25 protein-coding genes and 1 pseudogene are annotated in these 25,842 nt (G+C 67.8%); 15 read left to right on the top strand and 11 right to left on the bottom strand.

The features are described from left to right. Positions 1-126, top strand: a pseudogene (locus DVK03_RS17715) (quinol oxidase); the annotation flags it as partial. 118 nt (positions 127-244) lie between these two features. On the opposite strand, the gene DVK03_RS17710 reads toward DVK03_RS17715, so the two are convergent. Then, complete coding sequence (locus DVK03_RS17710) at positions 245-1,228, bottom strand: DUF1028 domain-containing protein (protein ID WP_115803765.1); 984 nt, start codon at positions 1,226-1,228, stop codon at positions 245-247. A 126-nt stretch (positions 1,229-1,354) separates the two neighbouring features. Between DVK03_RS17710 and DVK03_RS17705 the strand changes: the two genes are divergently transcribed. After that, positions 1,355-2,110 carry an SDR family NAD(P)-dependent oxidoreductase gene (locus tag DVK03_RS17705; protein ID WP_004040895.1) on the top strand — a complete coding sequence of 252 codons (756 nt, stop codon included), beginning with the start codon at positions 1,355-1,357 and terminating at the stop codon, positions 2,108-2,110. Between the two features lie 40 nt (positions 2,111-2,150). Here the strand turns inward: DVK03_RS17705 and DVK03_RS17700 are convergent, their stop codons facing one another. Further along, a complete protein-coding gene (locus DVK03_RS17700) occupies positions 2,151-2,750 on the bottom strand; it encodes a TetR/AcrR family transcriptional regulator (protein ID WP_004064378.1) in 600 nt (199 codons plus the stop codon). Positions 2,751-2,828: 78 nt separating this feature from the next. Beyond that, positions 2,829-3,035: a hypothetical protein gene (locus DVK03_RS17695; protein WP_004040893.1), complete on the bottom strand. Its 207-nt coding sequence runs from the start codon at positions 3,033-3,035 to the stop codon at positions 2,829-2,831. A gap of 109 nt (positions 3,036-3,144) precedes the next feature. On the opposite strand from DVK03_RS17695, the gene DVK03_RS17690 reads away from it, so the two are divergent. The 7 genes from DVK03_RS17690 (at position 3,145) to DVK03_RS17660 (ending at position 11,581) form a co-directional block, all read left to right on the top strand. After that, positions 3,145-3,576 carry a zinc ribbon domain-containing protein gene (locus tag DVK03_RS17690; RefSeq protein ID WP_115803764.1) on the top strand — a complete coding sequence of 144 codons (432 nt, stop codon included), beginning with the start codon at positions 3,145-3,147 and terminating at the stop codon, positions 3,574-3,576. Between the two features lie 217 nt (positions 3,577-3,793). After that, positions 3,794-5,065 (top strand): ABC transporter substrate-binding protein, encoded by a 1,272-nt coding sequence (locus tag DVK03_RS17685; RefSeq protein ID WP_115803763.1) that lies wholly within the window; start codon positions 3,794-3,796, stop codon positions 5,063-5,065. Between the two features lie 168 nt (positions 5,066-5,233). Continuing rightward, on the top strand, positions 5,234-5,905 hold the full coding sequence (locus tag DVK03_RS17680; RefSeq protein ID WP_115803762.1) for a response regulator: 672 nt from the start codon (positions 5,234-5,236) through the stop codon (positions 5,903-5,905). Between the two features lie 103 nt (positions 5,906-6,008). Then, entirely contained in the window at positions 6,009-6,554 is a 546-nt protein-coding gene (locus tag DVK03_RS17675; RefSeq protein WP_115803761.1) for a ribbon-helix-helix protein, CopG family, read from the top strand. A 190-nt stretch (positions 6,555-6,744) separates the two neighbouring features. Continuing rightward, the gene (locus tag DVK03_RS17670; protein ID WP_006600971.1) at positions 6,745-7,962 is read left to right on the top strand and encodes an Nramp family divalent metal transporter; all 1,218 of its coding nucleotides are present in this window, start codon (positions 6,745-6,747) and stop codon (positions 7,960-7,962) included. Continuing rightward, positions 7,962-9,977, top strand: a complete 2,016-nt coding sequence (locus DVK03_RS17665; protein WP_115803760.1) for a hydantoinase/oxoprolinase family protein — start codon at positions 7,962-7,964, stop codon at positions 9,975-9,977. Before DVK03_RS17670 ends, DVK03_RS17665 begins: the two co-directional genes overlap by 1 nt. Next, on the top strand, positions 9,974-11,581 hold the full coding sequence (locus DVK03_RS17660) for a hydantoinase B/oxoprolinase family protein (protein WP_115803759.1): 1,608 nt from the start codon (positions 9,974-9,976) through the stop codon (positions 11,579-11,581). The genes DVK03_RS17665 and DVK03_RS17660 overlap by 4 nt, the downstream gene beginning before the upstream one ends. Before the next feature lie 221 nt (positions 11,582-11,802). Here DVK03_RS17660 and DVK03_RS17655 read toward each other — a convergent pair whose 3' ends face one another. Then, a complete protein-coding gene (locus DVK03_RS17655) occupies positions 11,803-13,053 on the bottom strand; it encodes a Xaa-Pro peptidase family protein (RefSeq protein WP_115803758.1) in 1,251 nt (416 codons plus the stop codon). 124 nt (positions 13,054-13,177) lie between these two features. Between DVK03_RS17655 and DVK03_RS17650 the strand changes: the two genes are divergently transcribed. The 4 genes from DVK03_RS17650 (at position 13,178) to DVK03_RS17635 (ending at position 15,219) form a co-directional block, all read left to right on the top strand. Beyond that, positions 13,178-13,900, top strand: a complete 723-nt coding sequence (locus DVK03_RS17650) for an EthD family reductase (RefSeq protein ID WP_115803757.1) — start codon at positions 13,178-13,180, stop codon at positions 13,898-13,900. Positions 13,901-13,903: 3 nt separating this feature from the next. Beyond that, entirely contained in the window at positions 13,904-14,494 is a 591-nt protein-coding gene (locus DVK03_RS17645) for an HD domain-containing protein (protein WP_115803756.1), read from the top strand. A gap of 65 nt (positions 14,495-14,559) precedes the next feature. Continuing rightward, positions 14,560-14,931, top strand: a complete 372-nt coding sequence (locus DVK03_RS17640) for a cupin domain-containing protein (RefSeq protein ID WP_004064390.1) — start codon at positions 14,560-14,562, stop codon at positions 14,929-14,931. Positions 14,932-15,009: 78 nt separating this feature from the next. Continuing rightward, on the top strand, positions 15,010-15,219 hold the full coding sequence (locus tag DVK03_RS17635; RefSeq protein ID WP_115803755.1) for a hypothetical protein: 210 nt from the start codon (positions 15,010-15,012) through the stop codon (positions 15,217-15,219). 52 nt (positions 15,220-15,271) lie between these two features. On the opposite strand, the gene DVK03_RS17630 is transcribed toward DVK03_RS17635, so the two are convergent. The 3 genes from DVK03_RS17630 to DVK03_RS17620 form a co-directional block, all read right to left on the bottom strand. Beyond that, a complete protein-coding gene (locus tag DVK03_RS17630; protein ID WP_199506020.1) occupies positions 15,272-16,216 on the bottom strand; it encodes an NAD(P)-dependent oxidoreductase in 945 nt (314 codons plus the stop codon). 106 nt (positions 16,217-16,322) lie between these two features. Beyond that, the gene (locus tag DVK03_RS17625; RefSeq protein ID WP_115803753.1) at positions 16,323-18,017 is read right to left on the bottom strand and encodes a thiamine pyrophosphate-binding protein; all 1,695 of its coding nucleotides are present in this window, start codon (positions 18,015-18,017) and stop codon (positions 16,323-16,325) included. Positions 18,018-18,021: 4 nt separating this feature from the next. Then, positions 18,022-18,324, bottom strand: coding sequence for an EthD family reductase (locus DVK03_RS17620; RefSeq protein ID WP_223174088.1), 303 nt, complete (start codon positions 18,322-18,324; stop codon positions 18,022-18,024). A 161-nt stretch (positions 18,325-18,485) separates the two neighbouring features. Between DVK03_RS17620 and DVK03_RS17615 the strand changes: the two genes are divergently transcribed. Then, entirely contained in the window at positions 18,486-19,253 is a 768-nt protein-coding gene (locus DVK03_RS17615) for an IclR family transcriptional regulator (RefSeq protein ID WP_004064399.1), read from the top strand. A gap of 614 nt (positions 19,254-19,867) precedes the next feature. Here DVK03_RS17615 and DVK03_RS17610 read toward each other — a convergent pair. The 4 genes from DVK03_RS17610 to DVK03_RS17595 all read right to left on the bottom strand — a co-directional run bounded on the left by DVK03_RS17610 (position 19,868) and on the right by DVK03_RS17595 (position 24,445). Next, the gene (locus tag DVK03_RS17610) at positions 19,868-20,749 is read right to left on the bottom strand and encodes an enoyl-CoA hydratase/isomerase family protein (protein WP_115803751.1); all 882 of its coding nucleotides are present in this window, start codon (positions 20,747-20,749) and stop codon (positions 19,868-19,870) included. Further along, positions 20,746-21,630 (bottom strand): 3-hydroxyacyl-CoA dehydrogenase family protein, encoded by an 885-nt coding sequence (locus DVK03_RS17605; RefSeq protein ID WP_115803750.1) that lies wholly within the window; start codon positions 21,628-21,630, stop codon positions 20,746-20,748. Before DVK03_RS17605 ends, DVK03_RS17610 begins: the two co-directional genes overlap by 4 nt. An 86-nt stretch (positions 21,631-21,716) precedes the next feature. Then, the gene (locus DVK03_RS17600) at positions 21,717-23,285 is read right to left on the bottom strand and encodes a zinc ribbon domain-containing protein (protein ID WP_115803749.1); all 1,569 of its coding nucleotides are present in this window, start codon (positions 23,283-23,285) and stop codon (positions 21,717-21,719) included. Continuing rightward, positions 23,282-24,445: a thiolase domain-containing protein gene (locus tag DVK03_RS17595; RefSeq protein WP_008606546.1), complete on the bottom strand. Its 1,164-nt coding sequence runs from the start codon at positions 24,443-24,445 to the stop codon at positions 23,282-23,284. The genes DVK03_RS17600 and DVK03_RS17595 overlap by 4 nt, the downstream gene beginning before the upstream one ends. 100 nt (positions 24,446-24,545) lie before the next feature. Between DVK03_RS17595 and paaK the strand changes: the two genes are divergently transcribed. Further along, positions 24,546-25,835, top strand: a complete 1,290-nt coding sequence (gene paaK, locus DVK03_RS17590) for a phenylacetate--CoA ligase PaaK (protein WP_049916571.1) — start codon at positions 24,546-24,548, stop codon at positions 25,833-25,835. Positions 25,836-25,842: the final 7 nt, after the last annotated feature.

Below are 25,842 nucleotides of genomic sequence, written 5' to 3'. Positions count from 1 at the left end.
TTCGGGCTGATGATGTTCGTCATCGTCGGCACGCTCGCGGCGGGCCGCATCCTCGGCCTCGACGCCATCATCGAGAAGATGGAGTTCGTCCGCCAGCGCCCCGCGCTCAAGTACCTCCTCGGCTGAGCGGGACTTCCTTCCCCCGCGCGGCCCTGTCGGTGCGCCGCGGTGACCCGCCAACGCCACCCCATCCGGCGCGCTTCGACGAATGAAACACACTCCGACCGACGAGACTGATTTTGAACTACTTCCTGTCGAGCCTGCTGAGGCCCTGCCAAATCGCCTCGATGAGCTTCGTCTCCCCGTCGAGTTCGTCCGTCGCGTCGTCTTCTCTCGCCGTCCCGCCCTCGCTTGCTGTCTCCCCGCCAGCAACGTCGTCCCAGCCGCGGGCGATGGCGTCTTCGAGGACCGCAAGCGAGTGGTTCTCGAAGTTGTTCATGCCCCGGAACGATTCGAGCGCCTCCACGGCCTCGTCGTCGAACTCGCCGCTCGGGGTTCCGTCGTAGAAGCCGAGCACCGACAGCGTTTCGAGGACCGCTTCGGCCGTCTCGCCCGACAGCGACATGGTTTCGGCGGGCGCTTCGCGCTCCAAGAGCGTGATGTCGTACAGCTTGAACACGCGTTCGAGTTCGGCTATCGGGTGGTCGTGGTCGTCGACTCGCACGTCGACCCAGCGGTCGTTGCCGCCGTCGTAGCCGCCCTCGGGCTTGGCGATATACATCGCCGCGGACTGCTCGCCGCGCTTGTCGCCGCCGGCGTCGTTGCCGGCGTGGAGCGCCGCGAGCAGACGTTCCGGGAGCCCGCCGTCGGTCGTCTCGAACGCCTCGGCCATCGCGTCCAGCGTCGCCTCGTTTTCGAGGATGTTCCCCTGAACGGTGTAGTGGTCGCCTTGGACGTCGCCGGCCACGTCGAAACACTCGTCGCCGGTGAACGCCGCAATGCTCCCGTCGGCTCCGACGACGCCGACCTGCCTGCTCGGAGCCTCGTCGTCGGCGTCGGTCAGTTCGGAAACGACTTCCTCGGCCGAGTGCCCCTCGCGCAGGAGGTCCAATCCGTCGGGGCCGTAGGCGACGTTCGCGAAGCTCTGGGTGGCGATTGCGCCGGCGTCCGCGCTGACGAACGGGACGACGGAGCCGACGCTCACGAACTTCGACTGGACGGCCACGCCGACGGCGTCCTGTTCGGGGTCGCGGGCGACGATTGAGAAGGTCGACGGTCGCGGTGTCATGGTCGGAACCGACGGACGCCGGGCGAATAAGGGTTCACCTCTCGGCGGAACGGACGGCGACGAGCGATTCTCGAACGCCGTTCTCCTACCCCATAGTTTATATATTGACAAAATATTCAACAACGTATGGCAGACCGATTAGACGGCAAGACTGCGGTCGTGACCGGCGCGAGCAGCGGTATCGGGCGGGCGAGCGCTACGCGACTCGCCGCCGAGGGTGCGAACGTGGTGCTCGGTGACATCGACGCCGAGCGCGGGCGAGAGGTCGTCTCCGAAATCGAGGCCGACGGCGGCGACGCGACGTTCGTCGCGGTCGACGTCACCGACGCCGACGACGTGCGGTCGATGGTGGAGACGGCCCGCGAGACGTACGGCGGCCTCGATATCGCGCACAACAACGCGGGCATCGAGGGCGACAACGACCCGCTTCCGGAGCAGTCGCGGGAGAACTGGGACCGAGTGCTCGGAATCAATCTCACCGGCGTCTGGCTCGCCATGAAACACGAGCTTCCGGCGCTGATGGAGGGCGACGGCGGCGCGATTATCAACACCTCGTCAATCGCCGGACTCGCCGCCGACGGGAGCGAACCCTACGTCGCGAGCAAACACGGCGTGGTCGGATTGACGAAGTCTGCGGCCGTGCGGTACGCCGAGGAGGGCGTCCGCGTCAACGCGGTGTGTCCGGGCGTCGTCCGAACCCCGATGGTCGAGCGGTCGCTCGAAGCGAACCCCGGCGCGGTCGAGGCCATCACCGCGGAACAGCCGCTCGGACGGATGGCGGAACCGGAGGAGATTGCGAGCGCCGTCGCGTGGTTGGCCTCCGAAGACGCGTCGTTCGTCAACGGCCACGCGCTCCCCGTCGACGGCGGTAAACTGGCCTGAACCGGCGCGACCGCGACCCGGGCGGCCGACCCGGCAGCGACTACGCCGAGATGCGGTCGATGTGCGACTGGATGGCCGCTCGGAGCGGCTCGATTGACTCGTCGGGTTTGAACACCGTCAGCCGGCGGGCGCGCGTCCCAGTTAGAATCGAGAGAAACAGTTCGGCCTCGGCCTCTGGGTCGTCGACGTCGAACTCGCCCGCCTCGACGCCGCGGACGAGGATGTCCCGCAGCAGCTCCGTGAGCTCGGCGTCGACGTGGCGGTACTCCTCGCGACAGCCCTCGTCGTGCGGGGCGTTCACCCGGAGTTCGAACATGGACAGTTGGAGCCGGTAGGCCTCCTCGGAGAGCGTCTCGGGGAGGAGCGTGTCGACGAGCGTTTCGAGTTCCTCTTTGGGCGTGCGGTCCCCCCGAGGGAGGCTGTTCAGAAACTGCGCGAGGACGTAGTCGAGGAAGTCGACCAACAGCTCGTCTTTCCCGTCGTAATGGTAGTACAGGAGCGTCTTGCTGTTCTCGAACTCGTCGGCGATGTGTTGTATCGTCAGGTTGCCGTAGCCGTGTTTTTGTAGCGCCCTGTACGTCGCCTCCATGATGCGTCGCTTCGCCGGCTCCAACTCCTCGGCGCGACCGTCCTGCGTCATATCCCGGCGGTTCGCGTTCGACGGAAGTGTCGCTTTCGGGTCGTCGCGGGCGGCGGGATGACTCGCCGCCGACCGCGGTCAGAGCCGAACCAGGAAGGCCACCCAGAACAGCACCGAGAGCGACCCCGCTCCGGCTAGCAGATAGCTGTAAATGTTTTTCGTGTGTCCGTGTACTTTGTAGCCGGTGTAGACCGAGACGAACCCCGCGATAGGGAGGACGAAAAGCGAGAGCACCGCGCTCAGTCCGCCAATCGCGAGATATCTCCGCGTCGTTGTGTCGTTCATCGTGTGCCCACGACGCTGTTGAATATTAATTCAATATTTAAACTACCGGTAGCGGTACCGCGGTTCGGTGACCCGAACCGCTATACGTGGTTGAACAGAAATTCAATATATGAAACAACGCGCAGTCAAACGCCCGCTTCTCGCCGCGCTCCTCTCGTCGTTCGTCGCGGGGCTCGGACAGTTGTATCTCCGCCGTTGGAAGCGCGCGTTCGCGTGGGCTGCCGTCTTCCTCGGCGTCGGCTCTCTGAGCGGTCCCGACGCGGTTGCGATGTACTTGCAGGGCGCGGGCGACTTCTGGAGCGCCGCGCCGCTGTTCGTCGTTACCCTCCTCGCCACTCTCGACGCGTACGTGGTCGCGCGCGTCCAGAACCGCGCGTCGAAGCGGACCGAGAGCCGCGACGGCCGGGTCTGTCCGAACTGTCGCCGCGCCGCCGACCCGTCGCTTGCGTTCTGTCAGTGGTGTGCGACCGAACTCGGTTCGGTCCCCGGTTCCGGGGCCGAGGCCGACGTTGACGCCGCCGATGGGGGGACTCGAACGTGACTGACACAACCGACGCGACCGACGCGTCCGACGAGGAAGGCCGCGAGGAACCGCTCGATACTGTCCGTCGAGACGCAGGGGAGGGAATCCGTAACGGGGAACACGCTCAATACGTCTCAACTCATTGTTAACATATCTACGACTCCTCGCTCGCGAGCGAAGTATTTAGGCGTGCCTAAAACGAAGCAGTTTTGTTTCTTTAGGCTGGCCTAAAAATATGGCAGACAACGATGACTGTCGGTCCGGGCCGACTCGCCGGGACTACGTGAAGTTCGGCGGGACGGTCCTCGGCGGGGGACTCCTCGCGGGTTGTGCGGGCGGGGGTTCCGACGCGACGACCACCACTTCTGACGCCGTCTCGACGACTGAGACGGATATCGAAGAAGCGACTGAGACGCCGGACACTGAGACGAGCGACGGGTCGTACTCGGTGTCGATGGCCCCGGTCGGCGAGGTCGAGTTCGACGCCGTGCCGGAACGCGCTCTGACCTACTACCCGGTCTCGGCCGACGCGGCGGTCGCCTTCGGCCACGGCGACGCCATCACCGGCATCGGTTACGACAAGGAGCTGTTCGGCAACACGGTCGACTACTACTACGACGCGCTCGACGGAGTGGAGTTCGAGTGGGAGGAACTCGGCCGCGTTACGCCGGCGTCGAACCCGAACGCCCTCGACAGAGAGCTGTTTTACGAACTGGACAGCGACGTGCACTTCCTCGACCCGTGTCTGCTCCGGAGTCCCTCGTTCGACTGGACCGAAGACGAGGTGGCGTCAATCGCGGCCGACGTGGGTCCGTGGTTCGGCAACTATTACAGCCGGACGAACGCCGACCCGCCCGAACCTTGCCGCGACCGCTACGAGCACTATACGCTCTGGGAGTACCTCGGCCACATCGCGGCGGTGTTCCGAGAGGAAGAGCGCTACCGGGCGTTCAGGTCCCTCCGGGACGACCTCGTCGCCCGGATACGGGCCGACCTCCCACCGGCGTCCGAGCGCCCGTCGCTCGCGGTCGTCGCCGACACCGGCGGGACGTTCTGGCCGTACGACTTTACGGGGGACGGCTACCTCTGGGCGCACCTCCGCCCGTTCGGGATGCAGAACGCGTTTGCGGCGACAGACGCCCAGACCGGGTCGGACGGTTCGTACGATTACGAGGCGATGGTCGAGACCGCGCCCGACGTGGTCCTCCGGTACTGGGGGACCGCGCTCGGAGACTCCTTCCGCTCGAACCGCGACGAGGTGCTTTCGAACCCCCTCGCGGACGAGGTGCCCGCGTTCCGCGACGGCCGGTACTACCCGTCCGGCAACGGGATGCAGGGCCCGATTATGAACCTGTTCCAGTTGGAGATGACCGCCAAACAGCTCTTCCCCGAGCGGTTCGGCGCGTGGCCCGGCTACGGCGACGGCGAGTCGTACCCCGAGATTCCCGAGGCTGAACGGCTGTTCGACCGCGAGCGCGTCACCGACATCGTCGCCGGCGAGTTCTGACGGGCGGCCGAGCGAGACCCGGTCGGACTCGGTCGCGTCCAACTCGGTCGCCTCCGTCGCGCCGTGGTTCTCGTTATTAGATTCGAAACCGACCCGTGTTTCCCCGGTCCCTATTTATAGAGGTCGAACCTATGTGCCGCCGCGAGAGTTGCTATTCGGTTCCTACTGATGACGACCTCGGAATCCCCTCGCGTCGTCTACGCCGACGACGACGCGGCGCTCTTGGACCTCGGCGAGACGTATCTTCGAAAGCTCTCTTCGTTCGAGGTGACGACGTGCTCGGTCCCGAGGGTCGCGTTCGATATCGTTCGTGATTCCGATATCGACTGCGTGGTCAGCGACTACGACATGCCGGCGATGACCGGGGTCGAACTCCTCGAAACGGTTCGCGAGGACCACGGTTCGCTTCCCCTCATCCTCTTTACCGGCAAGGGGAGCGAGGAAGTCGCGAGCGACGCCATCTCCGCGGGCGTCACCGACTACCTCCAGAAACAGCCCTCCTCCGAGCAGTACGAACTGCTCGTCAACCGCATCGAAAACAGCGTCTCCGAACACCGGGCGACCCGCCGGGCGGAGCGCTACGAAACCGTTCTCGAAGCGCTCGGCTACCCGGTGTACGTCGTCGACGAGCGCGGCCGCTTCGAGTACGTCAACGACGCGTTCGTCGACCACGGCGGCTCCGAGGTAACGGTGACCGTCGGTCGGACCCACGACGGCTTTTACGTCGAGGACGACGGCGACGGCCTCCCCGACGACCGCTCGCCAGAGGAGTGCTTCGAAGCCGGCGTGAGCGAGCACCGCGACGGCGGACTGACCCGTCGCCGTCGTCTCAATTTCTAAAATTTTCACACATCTTGAGTAGCCGGCTGCCGTTCGTCACGCGTTCGCGACTCGCGGCGGTCATCTACACACCCTTAAGAACCCCACCGAGAGTTAGACACGCATGGTCACGAATCGCGTCACGGTGTCGCTCGACGAGGACGCTCAGTCGGCGCTCGACGGGCTCGCCGGTCGGACCGACAAGGCCCAAAGCGAACTCGTCCGCGAGGCGCTCGTCTTCTACGCGGCCAACTTCGAGGCGGCGACGACCGACGCCGGGCCGAACCTCGAAGCCTACCACCAGATGCTGTCGAGCGGCGAGCACGTCCTTCTCGACGTGGACTTCCTGCACACGTTTCTCGACTACGTGGAGGGCGACGACGGCGAGCCGGCTCCCGAGTTTTTCGACGCCATCGACCGGGTCGCGGCGTTCCACGCCCACGAGTATCGCGACCGATTCGAGTCGCTGGCTGAACTCCTCGACTGGCTGTCGTTCTGCGGCTTTCTCACGGTCCGCGCCTCCGAGGGCGACACCTTCCACGTCGTCTTTCCCACCGAGTCCGTCAAGTGGTTTATGTCGCGGTTCATCGCGCTCAGCACCGAGCAGTCCCCGTTCGATATCGAGGTCGAAGAGGGCGTCTCGAAGGTGCTTCTCACCGAGGTCCGGTGAGGGCCGCGTCCGGCGCGGACCCGACCGGACTCGGACGCTGGTTTCCGGACTCGGTTGTCGGTCCACGCCCGCCGCTAGCTTCATACTCGTTCATACTCCTTCATACGCGCTCTTCGCGCCGTACTCGGCGTTCTCAACCGGGATTTATCAACCAGAGTTTGATACGTCAATCCACCTCACAGGTAGAACCATGAACTTCATCGAACGTCTGAAATCTATCGGTCCGGGCGCGATGGTCGCCGCCGCGTTCATCGGTCCCGGAACGGTCACGACCGCGAGCGTGACGGGCGCGCGATTCGGCTACGCGCTCGTCTGGACGATTGCCTTCTCGATAGTCGCCACTATCGTGCTGCAAGAGATGAGCGCCCGACTCGGCCTCGTCTCCCGCGAGGGTCTCGGGGAGGCCCTCCGGGGGCAGTTCGACAGCCCCGCGCTGTCGGGACTGAGTATCGCCCTCGTCGTGAGCGCCATCGGCGTCGGCACGGCCGCCTACGAGACCGGAAACATCCTCGGCGGCGCGGCCGGACTGGAGGGGCTGACCGGCATCAGCGCCAACCTCTGGGGGCCCGCGATGGGTCTCGTCGCCGGCGTCCTCCTGTGGTCCGGCAAGTACAAACTCATCGAGAAAGCGCTGGTCGGCCTCGTCTCCATCATGGCCGTCTCCTTCCTCATCGACGCCATCCTCATCGGCCCCGACCTCGGCGCGCTCGCCCGCGGGTTCGTCCCGAGCGTCCCGGAGGGGTCGGCGTTCCTCATCACCGGCCTCATCGGGACGACCGTCGTCGGCTACAACCTCTTTCTCCACGCCGGGAGCGTCCAAGAGCGGTGGGCCGGCCCCGAGGAGTTGAACGAGTCGCGGGCCGACACGGTTCTGTCTATCGTCCTCGGCGGCTTCATCACCATCTCGATTCTCGTCACCGCCGCGGCGGCGTTCCCCGTCGGGACGAACATCCAGAACGTGAGCACGATGGCCGAACAGCTCGAACCGCTCGTCGGCACGCAGGCGAAGGTGTTCTTCGGCATCGGGCTGTTCGCCGCGGGCTTCACCAGCGCGACGACCGCCCCGCTGGCCGGCGCGTACGCGACGGCGGGGGCGCTCGGCTGGGACACCGACCTCCAGTCCACGAAGTTCCGCGCCGTCTGGGGCTCGATTCTACTCGTCGGCATCGTCTTCTCCGCGGTCGGATACAGCCCCGTGCAGGCCATCGTCTTCGCGCAGGTCGCCAACGGCGTCCTGCTTCCCATCGTCGCCGTCTTCCTCATCTACGTGATGAACGACCGCGACATCCTCGGGTCGTACGCCAACTCCACGCTCCAGAACGTCGTCGGCGGGCTGGTGACGCTCGTCGTCGTCTGGCTCGGCCTCCGAACGCTCTATACGGTCGCGACCGATATGGGGGTGTTCTGATGGACGCAGAAACCCGCATCGGCGTCGACGTCGGCGGCACCTTCACCGACGTGGCGCTTCTGACTCCCGAGGGCCGCCTCGTCACCGCGAAGGTCCCGAGCACGGACGACCAGAGCGTCGGCGTCGTCCGCGGCATCGAGAAGGCCTGCGACGACGCCGGCATCGACCCGGCCGAGGTCGACGCGTTCACCCACGCGATGACCGTCTCGGTCAACGCCCTCCTCGAAGACGACGGCGCGACGACCGCGCTCGTCACCACCGAGGGCTTCCGCGACGTGCTCGAAATCGGCCGACAGGCCCGCCCCGACCTCTACGACGTGACCGCGGACAAGCCCGCCCCGCTCGTCCCGCGCCGCCGCCGGTTCGAGGTGACGGAGCGGGCGACCGTCGAGGGCATCCAGACCGAAGTCGACGAGTCGGAGGTCCGGGCGCTCGCAGACGACATCCGCGACGCCGGCGCGGAGAGCGTCGCCGTCTCGCTGCTGCACGCCTACCGGCACCCCGAAAACGAGCGCGTCGTCGCCGACGTGCTCCGCGAGGAACTCGACGCGCCGGTCTCCGCGTCCCACGAGGTGCTCGCCGAGTTCCGCGAGTTCGAGCGCACCTCGACCACCGCGGTCGACGCCTACGTGACGCCGGCCATCGACAGCTACCTCGGCCGCCTCGAATCGCGGGCCGCGGACCTCGGCGTCCCTGTCCCCCAGATAATGCAGGCCAACGGCGGCATCGCCCCGGCTTCGACCGTGCGCGAGCACGCCGTGACGACCACGATGTCCGGGCCGGCCGCGGGCGTCGTCGGCGCGGCGGAGACCGCGACCGACTCCGGCGGCGACCTCGCCGGCCTCGTCACCTTCGACATGGGCGGCACCTCCAGCGACGTGAGCCTCGTCCGCGACGGCGAGGTCGAGCGGACCACCGACGCCGAAATCAACGGCCGGCCCATCAAGACGCCGATGGTGGACGTGAACACCGTCGGCGCGGGGGGCGGGTCCATCGCGTGGGTCGATTCGGGCAACGCGCTCCGGGTCGGGCCGCGCTCGTCGGGCGCGAACCCCGGTCCGGCCTGCTACGGCCGCGGCGGGACCGAGCCGACCGTGACGGACGCGAACGTCGTCCTCGGCTACATCGGCGGCAGTTCCGCCCTCGGCGGCGAACTCTCGCTCGACGTGGACGCCGCCCGCGACGCGCTCTCCGGCCTCGCCGCCGACGCCGGACTGGACGACGCGCTCGCGGCCGCTCGCGGCGTCTACCGCGTCGCCAACGCCAACATGACGCGGGCGATTCGCGCCGTGACCGTCGAGCGCGGCCACGACCCGCGGCAGTTCGGCCTCGTCGCCTTCGGCGGTGCCGGGCCGATGCACGCCGCCGCGCTCGCGGAGAGCCTCGACATCGAGACCGTGGTGGTTCCGCGGGCCTGCGGCGTCCTCTCGGCGTACGGCCTGCTCGCGGCCGACCAGAAACACGACTCGGTGCGGACGCTCCGCCGACCGCTTTCCGGCCTCGACGCAGAAGCGGTCGAATCCGCCTACGCCGACCTCGAAGCCGACACGCTCGACGACGTGACCGACCCCGCCGACGCGGCGGTCCGGCGCGCCGCCGACCTCCGGTACGTCGGCCAGAGCTTCGAACTGACCGTGCCCGTCGGCGAGACGTTCGACGCCGAGGCGGTCGAAGCGCGGTTCCACGAGGCTCACGAGAGCGCCTACGGCTACCGCCTCGACGACCCGGTCGAACTCGTCAACGTCCGGGCGACCGCCGTGGTCGAACGCGACGCCCTCGACGTGACCTACCGCGGCGGCGGCGACGCCCGAAAGGACACCCGCGAGGCGTTCTTCGACGGCGCGTTCCGCGAGACGCCCGTCTACGACCGCGACGGTCTCGGCGCGGGGACGACCGTCGAGGGGCCGGCCATCCTCGAACAGCACGAGAGCACCGTCGTCGTGCCGCCGGCGTGGGGCGGGACGGTCGGGGCCGACGGGACGCTCGTTCTGACCAGCGGGGGTGACGGCGAATGAGCGACCCCGAGGTCGACCCCGTGACGCTCGAAATCATGCGCAACCAGTTCGAGAGCGTCGCCGAGGAGATGGGGCAGGTGCTCATCACCTCGTCGTACTCGCCGAACATCAAGGAGCGCCGCGACTGCTCGACGGCGCTGTTCGACGCCGACGGCCGCCTCGTCGCGCAGGCCGAACACATCCCGGTCCACCTCGGCGCGATGCCCGAGGCCGTGGACACGGTCCTCGACTACGACCCGGAACCGGGCGACGTGTTCGTCCTCAACGACCCCTTCGAGGGCGGGACGCACCTGCCCGACGTGACGATGGTCTCGCCGCTTTCGGTCGACGGCGAGGTGCTCGGCTACGCCGTCTCGCGGGCGCACCACGCCGACGTGGGCGGGATGACGCCCGGCAGCATGCCCGCCGGCGCGCGCGAAATCTATCAGGAGGGGCTCAGACTCCCGCCGGTCAGACTCGTCGCCGGCGGCGAGACCAACGACGACGTGCTGTTGCTCCTCCTCGCCAACGTTCGCAACCCCGGCGAGCGCCGCGCCGACATCCGCGCGCAACTCGCGGCGAACGAGCGCGCCGAGGAGCGACTGGCCGACCTCGTCGGGGAACACGGTCGGTCCCGCGTTCTCGCGGCGTTCGACGCCGTGATGGACTACTCCCGGAACCGCGTCACCGCGGAACTGCGCGACCTGCCCGACGGCGAGTACCGCGCCCGCGACGTGCTCGAAGGCGACGGCGTGACCGACGACGACATCCCAATCGAGGTGACCGCGACGGTCAGCGGCGACACCGTCGCGTTCGACTTCGACGGCACGGCCGACCAGGTCGCCGGCAACGTCAACGCGCCGCTCGCGGTCGCCAAGAGCGCGGTGTACTTCGTCGTTCGCTGCGTCACCGACCCCGAGATACCGCCGAACCAGGGCTGTTACGACCCCATCTCGGTCGAGGTCCCCGAGGGGTCGCTCCTCAACCCCGACGCCCCCGCGGCGGTCGTCGGCGGCAACGTCGAGACCAGCCAGCGCGTGACCGACGTGGTGTTCGCGGCGCTCGCCGACGCGGCCCCCGAGCGCGTCCCCGCGCAGGGACAGGGGACGATGAACAACCTGACCATCGGCAGTCGCGCCGGCGGGTCGGACGGCTTCACCTACTACGAGACCATCGGCGGCGGCTTCGGCGGCCGCGCCGGCGGCGACGGCATGGACGGCGTGCAGGTCGGGATGACCAACACGCTCAACACGCCGGTCGAGGCGCTGGAATCCGAGTACCCGCTTTTCGTCGAGGCGTACGGCCTCCGCGAGGGAAGCGGCGGCCGCGGCGAGTTCCGCGGCGGCCTCGGCATCGTCCGGTCGGTCACGGTCGAGGCCGACGCGACCGTCTCGCTTCTCACCGAGCGCCGGCGGGTCGCGCCCCGCGGCATCGCCGGCGGCGAGGACGGGGCGACGGGACAGAACCTCGTCGACGGCGAGGCGGTCCCGTCGAAGACGACCCGCGACGTGCCCGCGGGGACGACTGTCACGGTTCGGACGCCGGGCGGCGGCGGCTACGGCGACCCCGCCGAGCGCGACGCCGACGCACGCCGCCGGGACCGCGAGGACGGCAAGGCGGAGTAGCGTCGGCCGGTTTGCTGGGCGCTGGCTCGGGGACACGGGGAATCCTCGCCCGCCGTATCCAGCCGTTATAGACATTCCACACTACTGACTATTCGTTCGATATTCCGAACCGTAATCTCTCCTGACGAGTTGATGTCTGTTGAAACTGTGCTCAGACGAATGTAAGAAACAAATTTCACAATTTTCAAAATTTGTGAGCTGTTCCTCTGTCCTATCAGAAATCAGTACTCGATAGTCGTTATCTCCTCGACGGGCCACTGGCTGAGCAGTTCGACGCCGTCGTCGCGGACGACGACCATCTCCTCGACGCGGACGCCCTGTCTCCCCGCCGGTTCCTGGGTCTCGACGGCCATCGTCATCCCCGCCTCGATTTCGATGGGATGGTCCGCCGAGAGGCCGCGCCAGATGAGCGGCACTTCGTACAGTTGGAGGCCGAGGCCGTGGGCCCAGTGGTTGGTCGTCAGCTGCCAGTGGTCGCCCGCGCCGTACCAGTCGGCGTGTTCGCCCGCCATGTCCGGGAACGCCGCCGCGATTTCGTCGGTGGTCTTCCCCGGCTCGATTTCGTCGAGGACGGCGTAGAGGTTGTCGCGGGCCGTCTCGTAGGCGTCGCGCTGTTCGTCGGTCGGCTCGCCCATCGAGAAGGTCCGGTAGTAACACGACCGGTAGCCGAGGTAGCCGACGTTGTAGAAGTCGGCGTAAACGAGATCGCCGGGGCGAATCAGCCGGTCCGTCGTGTTCGCTTGGTGCTTCGGCCACGTGTTCGGCCCCGACGTGAGGTAGCCGCCCTGCGCCATCGCGCCGTGCCGCCAGAGTTCGCGGACGGCGTCGCCCCACACCTCTGACTCCCGCGCGCCCGGTTTCGCGTTCTCCGCGATGGCCTGAAAGCCCGCCTCGCAGATGGCCGCGACCTGTCGCAGACACTCGATTTCGTCTTCGGTCTTGGTCTTTCGGGCGTCCTCCATCACCGCCGCGCACTCGGCCGGCCGGGCGTCGATGCCCTTCGATTCGAAGGCGTCGAGCAGCCCCGCGTGGCCGGTGTCGATGCCCATCGCCTCGTTCGCGAGGCCGTACTCGTCGAGGGCGTCGACGACGGTCTGAGCCATCTTGTCGAGGAGAAACGACCGGGCCGAGTCGCGGCCGGACGCCCGCGGGACGTTCCCCAGTCCGGGACAGGCGTAGCGAACGTCGGTCAGCCACGGGCAGTTGTACCGCTGGTTGCTCGCGTGGTCGGCGGTGTCCCAGTGGACGACCGTGCCGTCTTCCAGAAGCAGCGAGTAGTGGTCCGCGCCCGATCCGCCGGTCATCGCCAACCCGGTCACGTACCGGATGTTCGGGTCGTCGATGAGGAGCATACTCCCGAGACCCGCATCGCGCATCCGCGAGAGGGCGCGGTCCTTCCGCTCCTCGCGCATCCGCTTTACGTCGATGCGCTGTTCCCAGTCGACGGCCATCGTCCCGCGGGTCCCGCTCATGAACCCCCGCTCGTGGAAAGGCATACGTTCACCACTCGTGACTATCACATTAATTTGTTGTAGACTGCCGTTGCGAACATACCTCATGATTTATTGTCTTATACGTGAATCGGCAGGTGTACGCATGTACAAGCACGTAGCCCTGCTTGTCCGCAAGGCGGGGATGAGTCACGACGAGTTCGTCACGTACTGGCAGGACAACCACACGCCCATCGCCCGCGACATCGAGGGCGTCGTCCGCTACCAGACGGTCCTCCCCGTCGACGCCGAGGCCTCCGAGTTCGACGGTCTCGCGGAACTCTACTTCGACGACCTCGGCGCGCTCCACGACGCGCTCGGCAGCGAGGGCTCGCGCGACTACGACCCGGCGAAGGGGACGGCGAGAGAAGCGAGAGCCGACGTGGACAACTTCCTCGACGTCGAGCGACGCCCTCGAATCATCGGCGAGGAGGTCGTCGAGAAAGACGAGACCGGCGGCGACACGACGGGCCTCTACAAGCACTCGGCGTTTCTCGTTCGCAAAGACGGCATGAGCCACGACGAGTTCCTCGACCACTGGGCGAACACCCACGTCCCCCTCGCCCGCGAGATTCCCGGCGTGGTCCGGTACGCCCGCGTCGTCCCGACCGACCCCGAACGCGCCGAGTTCGACGGCGTCGCAGAACTCTACTTCGAGAGCCTCGACGCGCTCCGGGCGGGCCTCGGCCACGAGTCCTCGCGCGACTACGACCCCGACCACCCGAAGGCGAACGCGCCCCGCGAAGATGTCGACAACTTTCTCTCCATCGGTGACCGTCCGCGGTTCGTCGGCCGCGAGACGGTTCAGAAAGACGCGAGCGGGGGCTGAGCGATGTCGTACGACTACCGCGCGCAGGTCGAGGCCGCCTTCCCCGAACTCGACGACATCGAGGACGACGGCCTCCGTGACAGGGTCAGAGAAGCCTGGTGTCTCGGTCTCGCCCGCGGCGGTTGGCGCGACATCGAAGACATCCCCTACGCGTGGAACATCCACGAGGTGACGAACGTCGAGCACGTCCGCGGCGTGACCCGCATCGCCGTCCGCGCCGCCGAGGAACAGCGGGACTTCCACGGCGCGGACCCTGATTTCGACGTGGTCCGCGCGGCCTGCCTCCTCCACGACGTGGGCAAGTGCTACGAGTACGTCGACTTCGTGGACGACGACAGACTCGACGACCCCGACCCGGAGTTCGCCAGCGGGGAGATTCCGCACTCGCTTTCGGGCTACGCCCTCGCCCACGAGGTCGGCTGCCCGCTCGCGGTCCAGCGCGCCATTCCCCACTTTATCGGTGAGATTCCGACCCGGACGCTCGAAGCCGAACTCGTCAAGAGCGCGAACTCGGCGTCATCGAACGCCATCACGCAGGCCGCGATGGGAATCAGCTTACAGGAGTGGGTCGAAGAGTACTCCCAGACGCAGTAGCGCGACAGCAGTTCCCACGTCAATCGTCACCACAGCTATAATCCCGCCCTTCGTAGCTCGCGCCGATGTACGAACACGTCAACCTCGCTGACCTCGACCCGCACGACGTGGAGAGCGCCGACGCCCGAGTCAAGGCCGTCGGCTACGAGCTTCGCCCGCGGAAGATGCGCCCGTCGGTCTGGTCGTTCGACGCGGGCGGGTCGGGACCGATGCACTACCAGCGCGAACAGGAAGAGCTGTATCACGTCCTCTCCGGCGCGTTCGAACTCGCCTTCGCCGGCGACGACGGCGAGGAGACCGACGCCCTCGACCTCGAACCGGGCGACTTCGTGGTCGTCTCGCCCGACGAGGTTCGGCAACTGCGCTGCGTCGAGGCGGGCGAGGTGTTCGTCGTCGGCGCGCCGAACGCGAAGGACGACGGCGTCGTCGTGGAGTGAGCGAGCGGCTCGCCCTCCGCACTCGTCGGAAACGCGACGCGTGCCGTGTTATAAGGGAGTTCGCGACAGTTCGGTGGTATGGTCATCCCCGGTTACGACCCGGACGACCTCGACGACAGACTCGAGGAACTGCTCACAGAACGCGACCTCGCGGAGTATCTCACGCCCGACGAGCGCGAGCGCTACGACTCGGGCGAGAGCCTCGTCGACCTGCTGTCGCCCGACGATATCCGCGACCTGCTGGACGGTCCCGTGACCGAGGGTGCCGACGACGCTCGGCGGCCGTGACCGGCTCCGCGGCGGCGTTTCGGCGGTCGGATTTGGCCCGTCGGGTCTCGGCTCAGACCGGCTCCAACCCGTTTTCCTTCCGAAGCACGTTGACGTAGTCGCGGAACCCGGCTTCGAGGTCGTACTCCGGGTCGTAGCCGAGGTCGGCTTGCGCCTTCGTCATGTCGAGTTCTTGGGTCCACGGGAGTTCGCCCTCGTCGGAGACCGTGAGGTCGGCGTCGGGGAGGAGTCGCCGGACCGTCTCCGCGGCCTCGCGAATCGTCGCCAACTCCCCGCGGACGTTGTAGACGCGTTGGGTGAGGTCGTCTTCGGGCGCGAACGTCGCCTTGCGGAACGCCTGCGCGATGTCGCGGACGTGTTGCCAGTCGATGACCTGGTCGCCGTAGTCGACGCTGAACGGCTCGCCGAGCGCCGGTTTCTCGACGATGTTCGCGAGGAACGCGGACCCGCCGGTCTCGCGGTACGGGCCGTAGGCGACCGTCGGTCGGAGCGCGACGTGCGAGACGCCGAAGTCCTCGTAGTAGACTCGGGCCTGATGTTCGTTGTACTCCTTTGTCGCCCCGTAGAGCGTATCGGGGTAGACGAGGTCGGACTCGGTCACGAAGTCGCCGCCGTAGTTCGCGGGCGGGGCGTACACCGCCGCCGACGACGCCCACGCGACGCGCTCGACCTGCTCGGGGAGGGCGCGCGCGGCCTCGAAGACGTTGTTCGTCCCTTGGACGTTCACGTCGAGCGCGGTCCGCGGGTTCTCCCGCGCCGTCGTCGTCAGGAGCGCCGCGAGGTGGACGATGTGCGTCGCGCCGGTCTCTCGCACCGCCCGGAACACGTCGGTCGGGTCGGTCACGTCGCCGCGGCGTATCGTCACGTCGTCGGCGACGCCGAGTCTGTCGAGGATGCGCGGGTCGGTCGAGCGGTCGTAGGCGACCACGTCGTGGCCGGCCGCGACGAGGTCCGACGCGACGTACGAGCCGATGAAACCGGTCCCGCCCGTAACCATCACGGTCGATGATGACATGCTATCGTAGTTCTCCCTGCGCGCGAGAAAAGTGTTTCCCGAGCGCGGCCACCGAGCGCGGCCGAGACGGCCGACTCGTCACCGCGCGCTATTCGTGGAGCCCCCCGACCGACGCGTAGAACGACGACTGGAGCGTCGCGGCCATGTCCTGACCGCGGTCGATGCGGGCGTCGATGACCGTCGGGAGGCTGTGCGCCTTCGCGTCGGCCAGTGCGTCACCGAGGTCGTCCGTCGTCTCGACGCGGACGCCCGTCGCGCCGAACGCCTCCGCGACCCGCGCGAAGTCCGTGTCGTGGAACTCGACGCCCGCGATGTCGTCGGGCGCGTGCTGCATCTGTCTGACCATCCCGAGGCTGGTGTCGTTGAGGACGACGAACGTCGGCGCGACGCCGTGTTCGACCGCCGTCTCGACGCTCGTCATCGTCATGGCGAAGCCGCCGTCGCCCGCGACGCCGACGACGTGTTTGTCGGTCGCCAGCGCGGCCGACACCGCGGCGGGCGTCGCCCACCCCATGCCGCCGACGCCGCCCGAACCGTAGTACGTCTGCACGGCGGGCACCTGGAGGTAGTTGAGCAGCCAAAAGCGGTTGTTCCCCGAGTCGGCGGTGACGACGGTGTCCTCGTCGACGACGCGCTCGATTTCCTTGACGGCCCGCTGGGGGAGGATTGGCGCGGCGTCCGACCCGCACTCGGGCGCGTGGAACGACTCGCGGGCCTCCCGCGCTCGGTCTTCTGCCCAGTCGTTGTCGGTGCCGCCGGCGGCCGCGAGTTCGCGCAGCGATTCGGACGCGTCACCGATGAGCCCCACGTCGGCGGGGTAGACCCATCCGGCGTTCCGCGGGTCGATGTCGGCGTGGATAATCGTCTGCTCGCCGGGGCGGATGAAGTCGGGGGCCTGCCAGTTGGTGTCCATCGGGTTCATGCGACAGCCGACGACGAGGAGCGCGTCGGCCTCGCTGACGAGTCGGTTCGCGCCCTCGTGACCGAACGAGCCGATGACGCCGCCGGCGAGGCGGTGCGTCTCGGGGAACGTCGATTTCCCGAGATAGGAGGTGACGACCGCGGCTTCGTAGGTCTCGGCGACCGCCGCGAGTTCGTCGTACGCGCCCGACGCGTGGACGCCGTTGCCCGAGACGATGACGGGTCGCTCGGCCGCGTCGAGCGCCTCGGCGGCGGCGACGATGTCGCGCGCCGTCGGCGCGGCGGTCCACGTTCTGGTCTGCGTTTCGTCGTCCCAGACCGCCGGTACGGACTCGTCCGGGAACGGTTCGGTGACGGCGTCGCCGTCGAGGATGACCGCCGTCGGGCCGGGGCGACCCGCGACGGCGTGTTTGAACGCGAGTTGGAGGCTCCGAACCGTCTCGGTCGGGGTCCGCGGGAACCAGTGTTCCTTCGTCACGGCGTCGAGAATCTTCGGGAGTTCGAGGCCGCCGTAGTCGCCGCGGGACTGCTGGTAGGGCGCGAGCGTCGAGTAGTTCCCGCGCTCGGAGGCCTCGGTGATGGTGACCATCGGCGACGAGGCGAGGCGCGCTTCCATCTGTCCGATGAGACCGAGGCTCCCTATCCACGGCCCCTGCCCGGCGAGGACGCCCGGTTCGCCCGTCAGCCGACCGTGCATCTCGGCCATGACGCTCGCCTCGCGCTCGTCGCGGGGGCGCACGAGGTCGATGTCCGACTCGGGCAGCAGGTCGAACAGTTCGATGACGCGGCCGCCGGGGTAGCCGAAGATTCGCTCGACGCCGAGCCGTTCGAGGCTCTCGACGAGTCGTTCGCTCGTGTTCATGGATTCAGGACCTGTCGAGGTGAACCGTCTCCTCGACGTAGAGCGTCGGTCCCCGTTCCATGTCGGTGAACGCCGCCGCGTCGGCGTTCACGCGCTGACCGACCTCGGAGTCGAACGCCGCCTTCAGAGCGGCCATGTCCTCGAAGTAGAGTTCGACGATACCGTCGTACTCGGACCGTTCGGGGTCGGTCGGGACGCTCGTCGCGTACTTCACGAGCCCCGGAAGCTCCCTCGCGAGGTCCGCGTGGCTCCCCCGCCACCGCTCGACGAACTCCTCGTGCGTGTAGTCGTCGTCCCGGACGAGCATATTCACCAATTTAATCATGCACGTCTGCTATCCAATCGGACGTTACTTTGCTCTATCGCTGACTCGCGGTTCGAGCGGCCGTCAGAGTCGTTCGAGGGAGTGGAACTGCTGTTCGAACTGTTCGAACAAGATTTATCACGAACGAACACCGAAGATAGGTGATGACAGACGACGAACAGCGCCGACCGGTGACGACGGCCGCCACGTCGCTCGGTATCCTCGAACAGCTCAAATCGGGGGGACCGATGGGGCCGACGGGGCTCGCCTCGGAGCTCGGATTGGCCAAGAGCACGGTCCACCGGCATCTGAAGACGCTCGAACGCGAGGGGTTCGTCGTCCCCGACGACGACGGCTACCGGGTCGGCCTTCGGCTCCTCGACTTCGGCATCTACGCGCGCGACCAGCACCAACTGTACGAGGTGGCCAAGCCGAAACTGGACGAACTCGCCGAGCAGACCGGCGAGAAAGTGTGGTGCGTCACGGAAGAGCAGGGTCGCGGGTTCCACCTCTACGGCGCGGCCGGCGCGCACTCGGTGCGGACGCCAGCGCGGGAGGGGACGCGCTCGTACCTCCACCAACTCGCCGCCGGCAAGGCCATCCTGTCGGCGTTCCCGGACGAGCGCGTCCGCGACATCGTCGACCGACACGGCCTCCCGGCGAAGACGCCGCAGACGATAACCGACCCCGACGCGCTCTTCGAGGAGCTGGCGACGATTCGCGAGCGCGGGTTCGCGCTCAACCGCGAGGAAATCGTCCCGAAACTCCACGCCGTCGGCGTCGCCGTCACCGACAACGAGGGCCGTCCCGTCGGAGCGATAAGCATCTCGGGGCCCTCGAACCGGCTTCGGGGCGACCGACTGACCGGCGACCTCGCGGACCTCCTCCTCGGCGCGGCCAACGAGGTCGAAATCAACCTCAACTTCTCCTGACCCGGTGTCTCGTCCCGCCGGCGAACCGAAGATGCGGAACGGTTGTTCGAACTGTTCGAACTCATTCAGGGAGTACTCTCCCGTCCGAAGCCGGAGATTCACGCTTTCGAGGAGCTGAGACGGCGATTCGGTTGCGACGATTACTGTTCGAACTGTTCGAACATAATGTGGTTATATTCTTATTATACTGTTGTAGATTAACGCGGCGGGGCGCGAGCAATTACAGAATTACACCTGTCACGGATTGTGGCGTGGGAGACGAACCGTCCGTCTGCTGCCCTGTGGACCGGACACGTCGTCGCTGGGCTTCGTTCGCCCCGAAACCGTCGTTTATCCGTAATTCGAGATTCGGTGTTCGGTTCGGGCGCGAGCCGGTCTCGATAGCGACTGCCGACGCGGCGGCGTCGCTCGATTATGGCCTCGCGTTCGAAAGGGCGGAACGGCCGCTCCTCCGCTGCTGCGCCCCCGATTTCGGACTCGCTCGCGGGCGGGCCGCTCCCGGTGTCGTGTTCACGGCGTGAAACTAGCGCTCGCGCCTGCGCTGCGAGTTCTCGCCGGACGGTCGTGGCGGTTTCGAAGCCGTTCGAGTAGTTCGAACGGCGTGGTTGAGAAGTCTATCGCTCGCGCTCGTGCCATTCGGGTTCGCGGTCCTCGAAGAACGCGTCGATACCCTCGTCCTTGTCTGGCGACCCGAACAGTTGGGCGAACAGCTCCGCCTCGTACTCGATGCCCTGTTCGAGGTCTGTCCGCGAGGCGGCCTTGACCGCTTTCTTGGCGAACTCCAGGGCCACGGGGCTCTTCGTCGCCATCAGCTCTGCGAGTTCGTACACCCGCTCGTCGAAGGTCTCGTCGCCGTGGACCTCCTCCACGAGGCCGATGTCCGCGGCCTCCTCGGCGGAGATGAGCTCGCCCGTCAGGACGAGTCGCATGGCGTGTCCCTCGCCGACGAGACGCGCGAGTCGCTGGGTGCCGCCCCCGCCGGGCATGATGCCGAGATTGATTTCGGGTTGGCCGAGTTTCGACCGCTCGTGGGCGATGCGAACGTCGCAGGCCTGCATCAGTTCGCAGCCGCCGCCGAGGGCGTGGCCGTTCACGCGGGCGATGACCGGCTGTCGGAGGTCGTCGACGCGTTCGTACACTCGCGGTCGCTTGCTCGCCTCGCGCTGTTCGAGCATATCGCGCTCGCGGAGCTCCGTTACGTCCGCGCCGGCGACGAACGCCTTCGCCTCGTCGGAGCCGGTGAGGACGACGACGCGGGCGCTGCTCGCTTCGATGGCGTCGAGGACGCGCTTGAGTTCAGCCCGGAGCGTCGCGTTGAGCGCGTTCCGCGCGTCGGGGCGGTTCAGCGTCACGGTGACGACGCCTTCGACGCGGTCGTCGACGACGGCGTCGACCGTCTCGCACTCGGCGGCGACCGACTCGACGGTCGATTCCCCTCCGTCGGTGCGGAGGTCGTCTGTCTGCGAGTCATCGGCGCTCGGCTCGTCACTGCTCATCGGTCCATCACGTCCTCGGACGCGCCGACGATTTCGCCGTCCTCCCAGACGTAGAAGCCCTCACCGGTCTTCTTGCCGAGCTTGCCGGCGCGGACCTTTCGCTTGAGAATCTGCGGCGGGCGGAAGCGCTCGCCCAGTTCCTCGCGTAGGTATTCGAGGATGTCGAGGCGAACGTCGAGGCCGACCGCGTCTCCGAGTTCGAGCGGCCCCATCGGGTGGTTGTACCCGAGCTCCATCGCGGTGTCGACGTCCGCGGGCGACGCGACGCCCTCCTGCACCATGCGCATGGCTTCGACGCCGAGGGCGACGCCGAGCCGCGAGGAGGCGAAGCCGGGCGAGTCACCGACCTCGACGGCGGTCTTGTCGATGCCTTCGACGAACTCGGTGGCGAACGCCAGCGTCGATTCGCTCGTCTGTTCCGCGACGACGACCTCGACGAGCCCCATGATGTGGACCGGGTTGAAGAAGTGGAGTCCGAGGCCGCGCTCCGGACGTTCGAGGGCGCTCAGTATCTCGGTCACGGAGAGCGACGACGTGTTCGACGCGATGACGGCGTCGTCGTCGACGAGGGATTCGACCTCCGCGACCGTCTCGCGCTTGAGTTCCATGTCCTCGGGAACCGCCTCGACGACGAGGTCGGCGTCGGTGACGGCCGCCTCCAGCGAGGTCGTCCCCGAGAGCCGGTCGAGCGTCGCCGCCATCTCGTCGGGCGTCACCTTGTCGCGGTCGACGCCGCCCCGGAGGTTCGACTCGATGGCGTCCAGTCCGTCGTCGACGTACGCCGCTTCGATGTCACGCATCGTCACCTCGTGACCGGCCATCGCGGCCACCTGCGCGATGCCGTGACCCATGGTTCCCGCGCCGAGTACACTCACTTGCATCACCGAAAGGGGTTCGGGAACCATCATAATCGTTTGCCCTCGTTTCGGTGTCGATGACCCGGTTCTGCTCCCGCGCCCCCGACCGATTACTCCCGCCGCGCCTCGGCCGGGACGACCTTGAAGCCGTACCTGACGACGCCCTCCTGCTCGTAGATGCGGCGCGGGACGGCCTCGACGCGGTCGCCGATTGCGGGCGTTCCGGCGGGCGAGTGGACGACCTGTGCGGGCGCGCTCACGGTTCGCTCGTCGGTCTCGCCGCCCTCGCCGCCCGGCCCGTCGAAGGCGACGACGGCGACCGGGAACGACCCGGCCCGCTGCTGTTGCTCGACGAACTCCGGCGGCGCGCCCCCCTGTCCGATGGCGGTCGCGGCCTCGACGGTTCCCGTTCCGGGCAGCGTCACGTCGTCGTAGCCCGCGAGCGACCCGCAGTCGGGACACGCGCCCTCCGGTGGGAACGAGAGCGCGCCGCACTCGGCGCACTCGCCGGCGACGAGGCGGTGTCGCTGCGGAATCGTCCGCTTCCACGTCGGCACGCTGACGTACGCACCGCCGCCAGCCGGCTCCCCGCCGGTGATGGTCCCGCGCCGCCGGAGCGCCTCCGCGTACGAGAGTTCCACGTCGCCGTCGAGGACCGCCTCGACCGGGACGACGGAACTGGCGGCGGCGTTGGTGTCTGTCGCCTCTGTGCTGAGCGCGAGCGCGGTCGCCCCCGCGCCGCCGCCGTAGCCGACGAGGAGTACCGAGGTCGCGGGGGACCGGCCGCCCGACTCGTCGGCTCCCGCGTCGCCCGCGGAGTCGAGCGCCGACGCGAGTCCGAGAATCGGCCCGGCGGCCCCGGCGTCACCGGTTCGCGAGACGACGGTCCCGGCCGCGATTCGCGCCGGTTCGACGTCGAGCGCGTTGGCCGCGCGGTACGGGAGTTTCCCGTCCGGCGCGGTGAGGGCCACGGCGTCTGGGTTCAGTTCCGTGGTGTCGATGCCGAGGGCCTCGACCGCTCCGGCGACCGCTCGCGTGTAGGCGTCGCGCTCGTACTGCGTGACGCCGATGGACTCCGTCTCGGCGCTCCCGAACCCTCGGAACCGCGTACCGGGTGCGGGGTCACCGAACTCGCCCACGGCGTCGACGACGAGCGGTCCGTCTTCGGCGAGGACGAGCGCGGTCGCCCCCGCCCCGGCACCGGCCGCCTCGTCGCTTTCGGGCGCTCCTCGCGGGCTGTCGGTGACGACGACGAGCCTCGGACTGCTCGCGCCGTCACCCACGTTCTGTGTCGCCTCGACCGTCGCCGCCAGCGCCACCGCGCCGGCGCGGGTACTCCCGCCGAACTGCCGGGTCGGAACCGACGGGTCGACGCCGAGGAGCGAGGCCAGCCGGACCGCGATTTCCTCCTCGTCGTTCGGCGGCGTCGTGGTCGCAAGGGCGAGGTGGTCGATGTCGCCGGCGTCAACCCCGGCCGCGCGGAGTGCGCGCCGGCCCGCCTCGGTCGCCATCGTCAGTGTGTCTTCGTCGGCGTCGGCGACGGCGACCCGGTCGACGCCCGGTGCGCCGCCGTTGTCCCACGCCTCGCGGTAGGCCGACGCGGGGAGGTACAGTCGGGGGACGTACGCGCCGACCCCGGCGATTCCGAGGGTCGTCCGAGTCGGGTCGTCGGCGCTCATAGCGCGCCTCCTTCGAGGACGTGGACGACGGCGGCACCGCCCGACCCGCCGACGTTGTGGGTGAGGCCGACGCTCGCGCCCGCGACTTGCCGGTCACCGGCCCGCCCGGTGAGTTGTTTGAACGCCTCGACGACCTGCCCCGCGCCCGTCGCGCCGATGGGGTGGCCCTTCGATTTCAGGCCGCCGGAGGGGTTGACGGGCAGGTCGCCGCCGAGTTCGGTCGCCCCCGAGTCGACCAGTTCGGGCGCGTGTCCGCGCTCGCAGAAGCCGAGGTCCTCGTACGCCAGCAGTTCGGCGATGGCGAAGCAGTCGTGGACCTCCGCGAAGTCCACGTCGTCGGGGCCGAGACCGGCCATCTCGTAGGCGGCCGCGGCGGCCCGCTCGGACGATTCGACGGCGGTGTAGCTGTCGCGCTGGAAGAGGCCGACGCGCTCGGAGGCGGCACCCACGCCCGCGACGCGGACCGCGTCGTCGCACGCGTTGGCAACGCCCTCGCTGGCGACGAGAACCGCGGCCGCGCCGTCGGAGGTCGGACAGCAGTGATAGAGATTCAGCGGGTCGGCCACGACGGGCGCGCTCCGCGCGTCGTCCAGCGAGCACTCGAAGCCGAGGTGCGCCTTCGGGTTCTTCGCGCCGTTCGCGTGGTTCTTCACCGCGACCTTCGAGAAGTGGTCCGGCGAGGCGTCGTAGGCGTCGAGGTACGCCGAGGCCATCTGGGCGTAGACGCCCGCGAACGTCGTCCCGGTGAGCCGCTCCCACTCCGTCTCGCCGCTGACGCCGAGCCAGTACTTCGCCACGTCGCCGCTCGTGTCGGTCATGACCTCGTAGCCCCCCGCGAGGGCCACGTCCGCCATCCCGCTTTTGACCGCCTGCACCGCCTGTCTGACCGCGTAGCCGCTCGCGGCGCAGGCGTTTTCGATTCGGGAACAGGGGACGCCGTGGAGGCCGACGTGCTCCGTCACGGCCGGTCCCGATAAGCCGAGTTGCCGACCGCCGACGCCCAGCGACCCGACGACGGCCTCGTCGATATCGGCCGCATCGACGCCGCCGGCGCTCCCCAGCGCCTCCTCGAACGCGGTCGCGAACAGCGACCGATAGCTCTCGTCCGGAAACGCGCCGTACTTCGATTGGCCCGCTCCGACGATGTATGCGTCTCGCATGATAGTCGATTACGTATCCCTCGCGAAATAGGTTCGCCCCGCAGTGCGGTCGGGCGACCGCATCATTTTTATCATATTCTATCATCGGGTTCAAACATATATGGTATTCGATAGCACGGAGACCGCCTCGCGGGAGGAACTCCGCGAGGTGCAGGACGGTCGCCTGCGGGAGACGGTTCGGAACGCGTACGAGAACGTCGAGTTCTACCGCGAGACGTTCGACGCGGCCGGACTCTCGCCCGCTGACATCGAGAGCGTCGAAGACCTGTCGAAACTACCGTTCACGACGAAGGAGGACTTCCGCGACCACTACCCCACGGGGATGTTCGCGGCCGACATGGACGACGTGATTCGCGTCCACGCGTCGTCGGGCACGACCGGCAAGCCCAAAATCGTCGGCTACACCCGCGAGGACCTCGACGTGTGGAGCAAGGCCGTCGCGCGGTGTCTCGTCGCGGCCGGCGTCGGTTCGGACGACGTGGTCCAGAACGCCTACGGCTACGGCCTGTTCACCGGCGGTCTCGGCCTCCACCAGGGCGTCGAGGAACTCGGCGCGACGGTCATCCCCATCGGCGGCGGCAACACCCAAAGACAGGTGGAACTGCTCTCCGACCTCGGAAGCGACGTCATCGCGTGTACCCCGTCGTACGCGCTCTATCTCGCCGAGGTCGCAGACGACATGGGAATCGACATCCGCGACCTGCCGCTTCGGACGGTCATCTTCGGCGCGGAGCCCTGCACCGAACCGATGCGAAACGAAATCGAAGAGCGACTCGGCGTGACCGGCATCGACATCTACGGCCTCTCGGAAATCGTCGGCCCCGGCGTCTCCGTCGAGTGCGAAGCGCAGGACGGCCTGCACATCTGGGAGGACTACTTCTACCCCGAGGTGGTCGACCCGAACACGGGCGACCCCGTCGAGGAGGGCGAGGAGGGAGAACTCGTGTTGACGACCCTCGCGAAGGACGCGCTGCCTGTCCTCCGGTATCGGACGGGCGACCTGACCACGCTGGACTACGACACCTGCGAGTGCGGCCGAACCTGCGTCCGCATGGACAACATCACGGGCCGGTCGGACGACCTGATAATCGTTCGCGGCGTGAACTTCTACCCGAGCGAGGTCGAGTCGGTCGTCCTCGAGTTCGACGAAATCGCGCCGCACTACCGCATCGACCTCCGCCGCGAGGGGAGCCTCGACCGGGTCGAAATCACGGTCGAACTGGTCGAGGAGTTCGACGGGTCGCTGTCGGACCTCGAAGGGCGGATTCAAAAGCGGCTCTCGAACGTGCTCTCGTTTACGCCCGACGAACTGCACCTCGTCGAGTACGGCGACATCGCGCGCACCGAGGTCGGAAAGGTCCAGCGCGTCTACGACCACCGCGGCCAGTAACGCGCGT

Origin of the sequence: Haloferax sp. Atlit-109R, from assembly GCF_003665865.1 — an archaeon.
GTDB lineage: Archaea > Halobacteriota > Halobacteria > Halobacteriales > Haloferacaceae > Haloferax > Haloferax volcanii.
Note: the sequence above shows the minus strand (reverse complement) of the source record. Positions and strands in the feature narration are given on the sequence as shown.

Coding starts and splice junctions, on each gene's coding strand:
- DVK03_RS17710 (WP_115803765.1), bottom strand. CDS start 1,228: ATGACACCGCGACCGTCGACCTTCTCAATCGTCGCCCGCGACCCCGAA.
- DVK03_RS17640 (WP_004064390.1), top strand. CDS start 14,560: ATGTACGAACACGTCAACCTCGCTGACCTCGACCCGCACGACGTGGAG.
- DVK03_RS17605 (WP_115803750.1), bottom strand. CDS start 21,630: ATGCAAGTGAGTGTACTCGGCGCGGGAACCATGGGTCACGGCATCGCG.
- DVK03_RS17700 (WP_004064378.1), bottom strand. CDS start 2,750: ATGACGCAGGACGGTCGCGCCGAGGAGTTGGAGCCGGCGAAGCGACGC.
- DVK03_RS17680 (WP_115803762.1), top strand. CDS start 5,234: ATGACGACCTCGGAATCCCCTCGCGTCGTCTACGCCGACGACGACGCG.
- DVK03_RS17620 (WP_223174088.1), bottom strand. CDS start 18,324: ATGCTCGTCCGGGACGACGACTACACGCACGAGGAGTTCGTCGAGCGG.
- DVK03_RS17615 (WP_004064399.1), top strand. CDS start 18,486: ATGACAGACGACGAACAGCGCCGACCGGTGACGACGGCCGCCACGTCG.
- DVK03_RS17650 (WP_115803757.1), top strand. CDS start 13,178: ATGTACAAGCACGTAGCCCTGCTTGTCCGCAAGGCGGGGATGAGTCAC.
- DVK03_RS17645 (WP_115803756.1), top strand. CDS start 13,904: ATGTCGTACGACTACCGCGCGCAGGTCGAGGCCGCCTTCCCCGAACTC.
- DVK03_RS17665 (WP_115803760.1), top strand. CDS start 7,962: ATGGACGCAGAAACCCGCATCGGCGTCGACGTCGGCGGCACCTTCACC.
- DVK03_RS17675 (WP_115803761.1), top strand. CDS start 6,009: ATGGTCACGAATCGCGTCACGGTGTCGCTCGACGAGGACGCTCAGTCG.
- DVK03_RS17625 (WP_115803753.1), bottom strand. CDS start 18,017: ATGAACACGAGCGAACGACTCGTCGAGAGCCTCGAACGGCTCGGCGTC.
- DVK03_RS17630 (WP_199506020.1), bottom strand. CDS start 16,216: ATGGTTACGGGCGGGACCGGTTTCATCGGCTCGTACGTCGCGTCGGAC.
- DVK03_RS17690 (WP_115803764.1), top strand. CDS start 3,145: ATGAAACAACGCGCAGTCAAACGCCCGCTTCTCGCCGCGCTCCTCTCG.
- DVK03_RS17610 (WP_115803751.1), bottom strand. CDS start 20,749: ATGAGCAGTGACGAGCCGAGCGCCGATGACTCGCAGACAGACGACCTC.
- DVK03_RS17685 (WP_115803763.1), top strand. CDS start 3,794: ATGGCAGACAACGATGACTGTCGGTCCGGGCCGACTCGCCGGGACTAC.
- DVK03_RS17595 (WP_008606546.1), bottom strand. CDS start 24,445: ATGCGAGACGCATACATCGTCGGAGCGGGCCAATCGAAGTACGGCGCG.
- paaK (WP_049916571.1), top strand. CDS start 24,546: ATGGTATTCGATAGCACGGAGACCGCCTCGCGGGAGGAACTCCGCGAG.
- DVK03_RS17695 (WP_004040893.1), bottom strand. CDS start 3,035: ATGAACGACACAACGACGCGGAGATATCTCGCGATTGGCGGACTGAGC.
- DVK03_RS17670 (WP_006600971.1), top strand. CDS start 6,745: ATGAACTTCATCGAACGTCTGAAATCTATCGGTCCGGGCGCGATGGTC.
- DVK03_RS17655 (WP_115803758.1), bottom strand. CDS start 13,053: ATGAGCGGGACCCGCGGGACGATGGCCGTCGACTGGGAACAGCGCATC.
- DVK03_RS17660 (WP_115803759.1), top strand. CDS start 9,974: ATGAGCGACCCCGAGGTCGACCCCGTGACGCTCGAAATCATGCGCAAC.
- DVK03_RS17600 (WP_115803749.1), bottom strand. CDS start 23,285: ATGAGCGCCGACGACCCGACTCGGACGACCCTCGGAATCGCCGGGGTC.
- DVK03_RS17705 (WP_004040895.1), top strand. CDS start 1,355: ATGGCAGACCGATTAGACGGCAAGACTGCGGTCGTGACCGGCGCGAGC.
- DVK03_RS17635 (WP_115803755.1), top strand. CDS start 15,010: ATGGTCATCCCCGGTTACGACCCGGACGACCTCGACGACAGACTCGAG.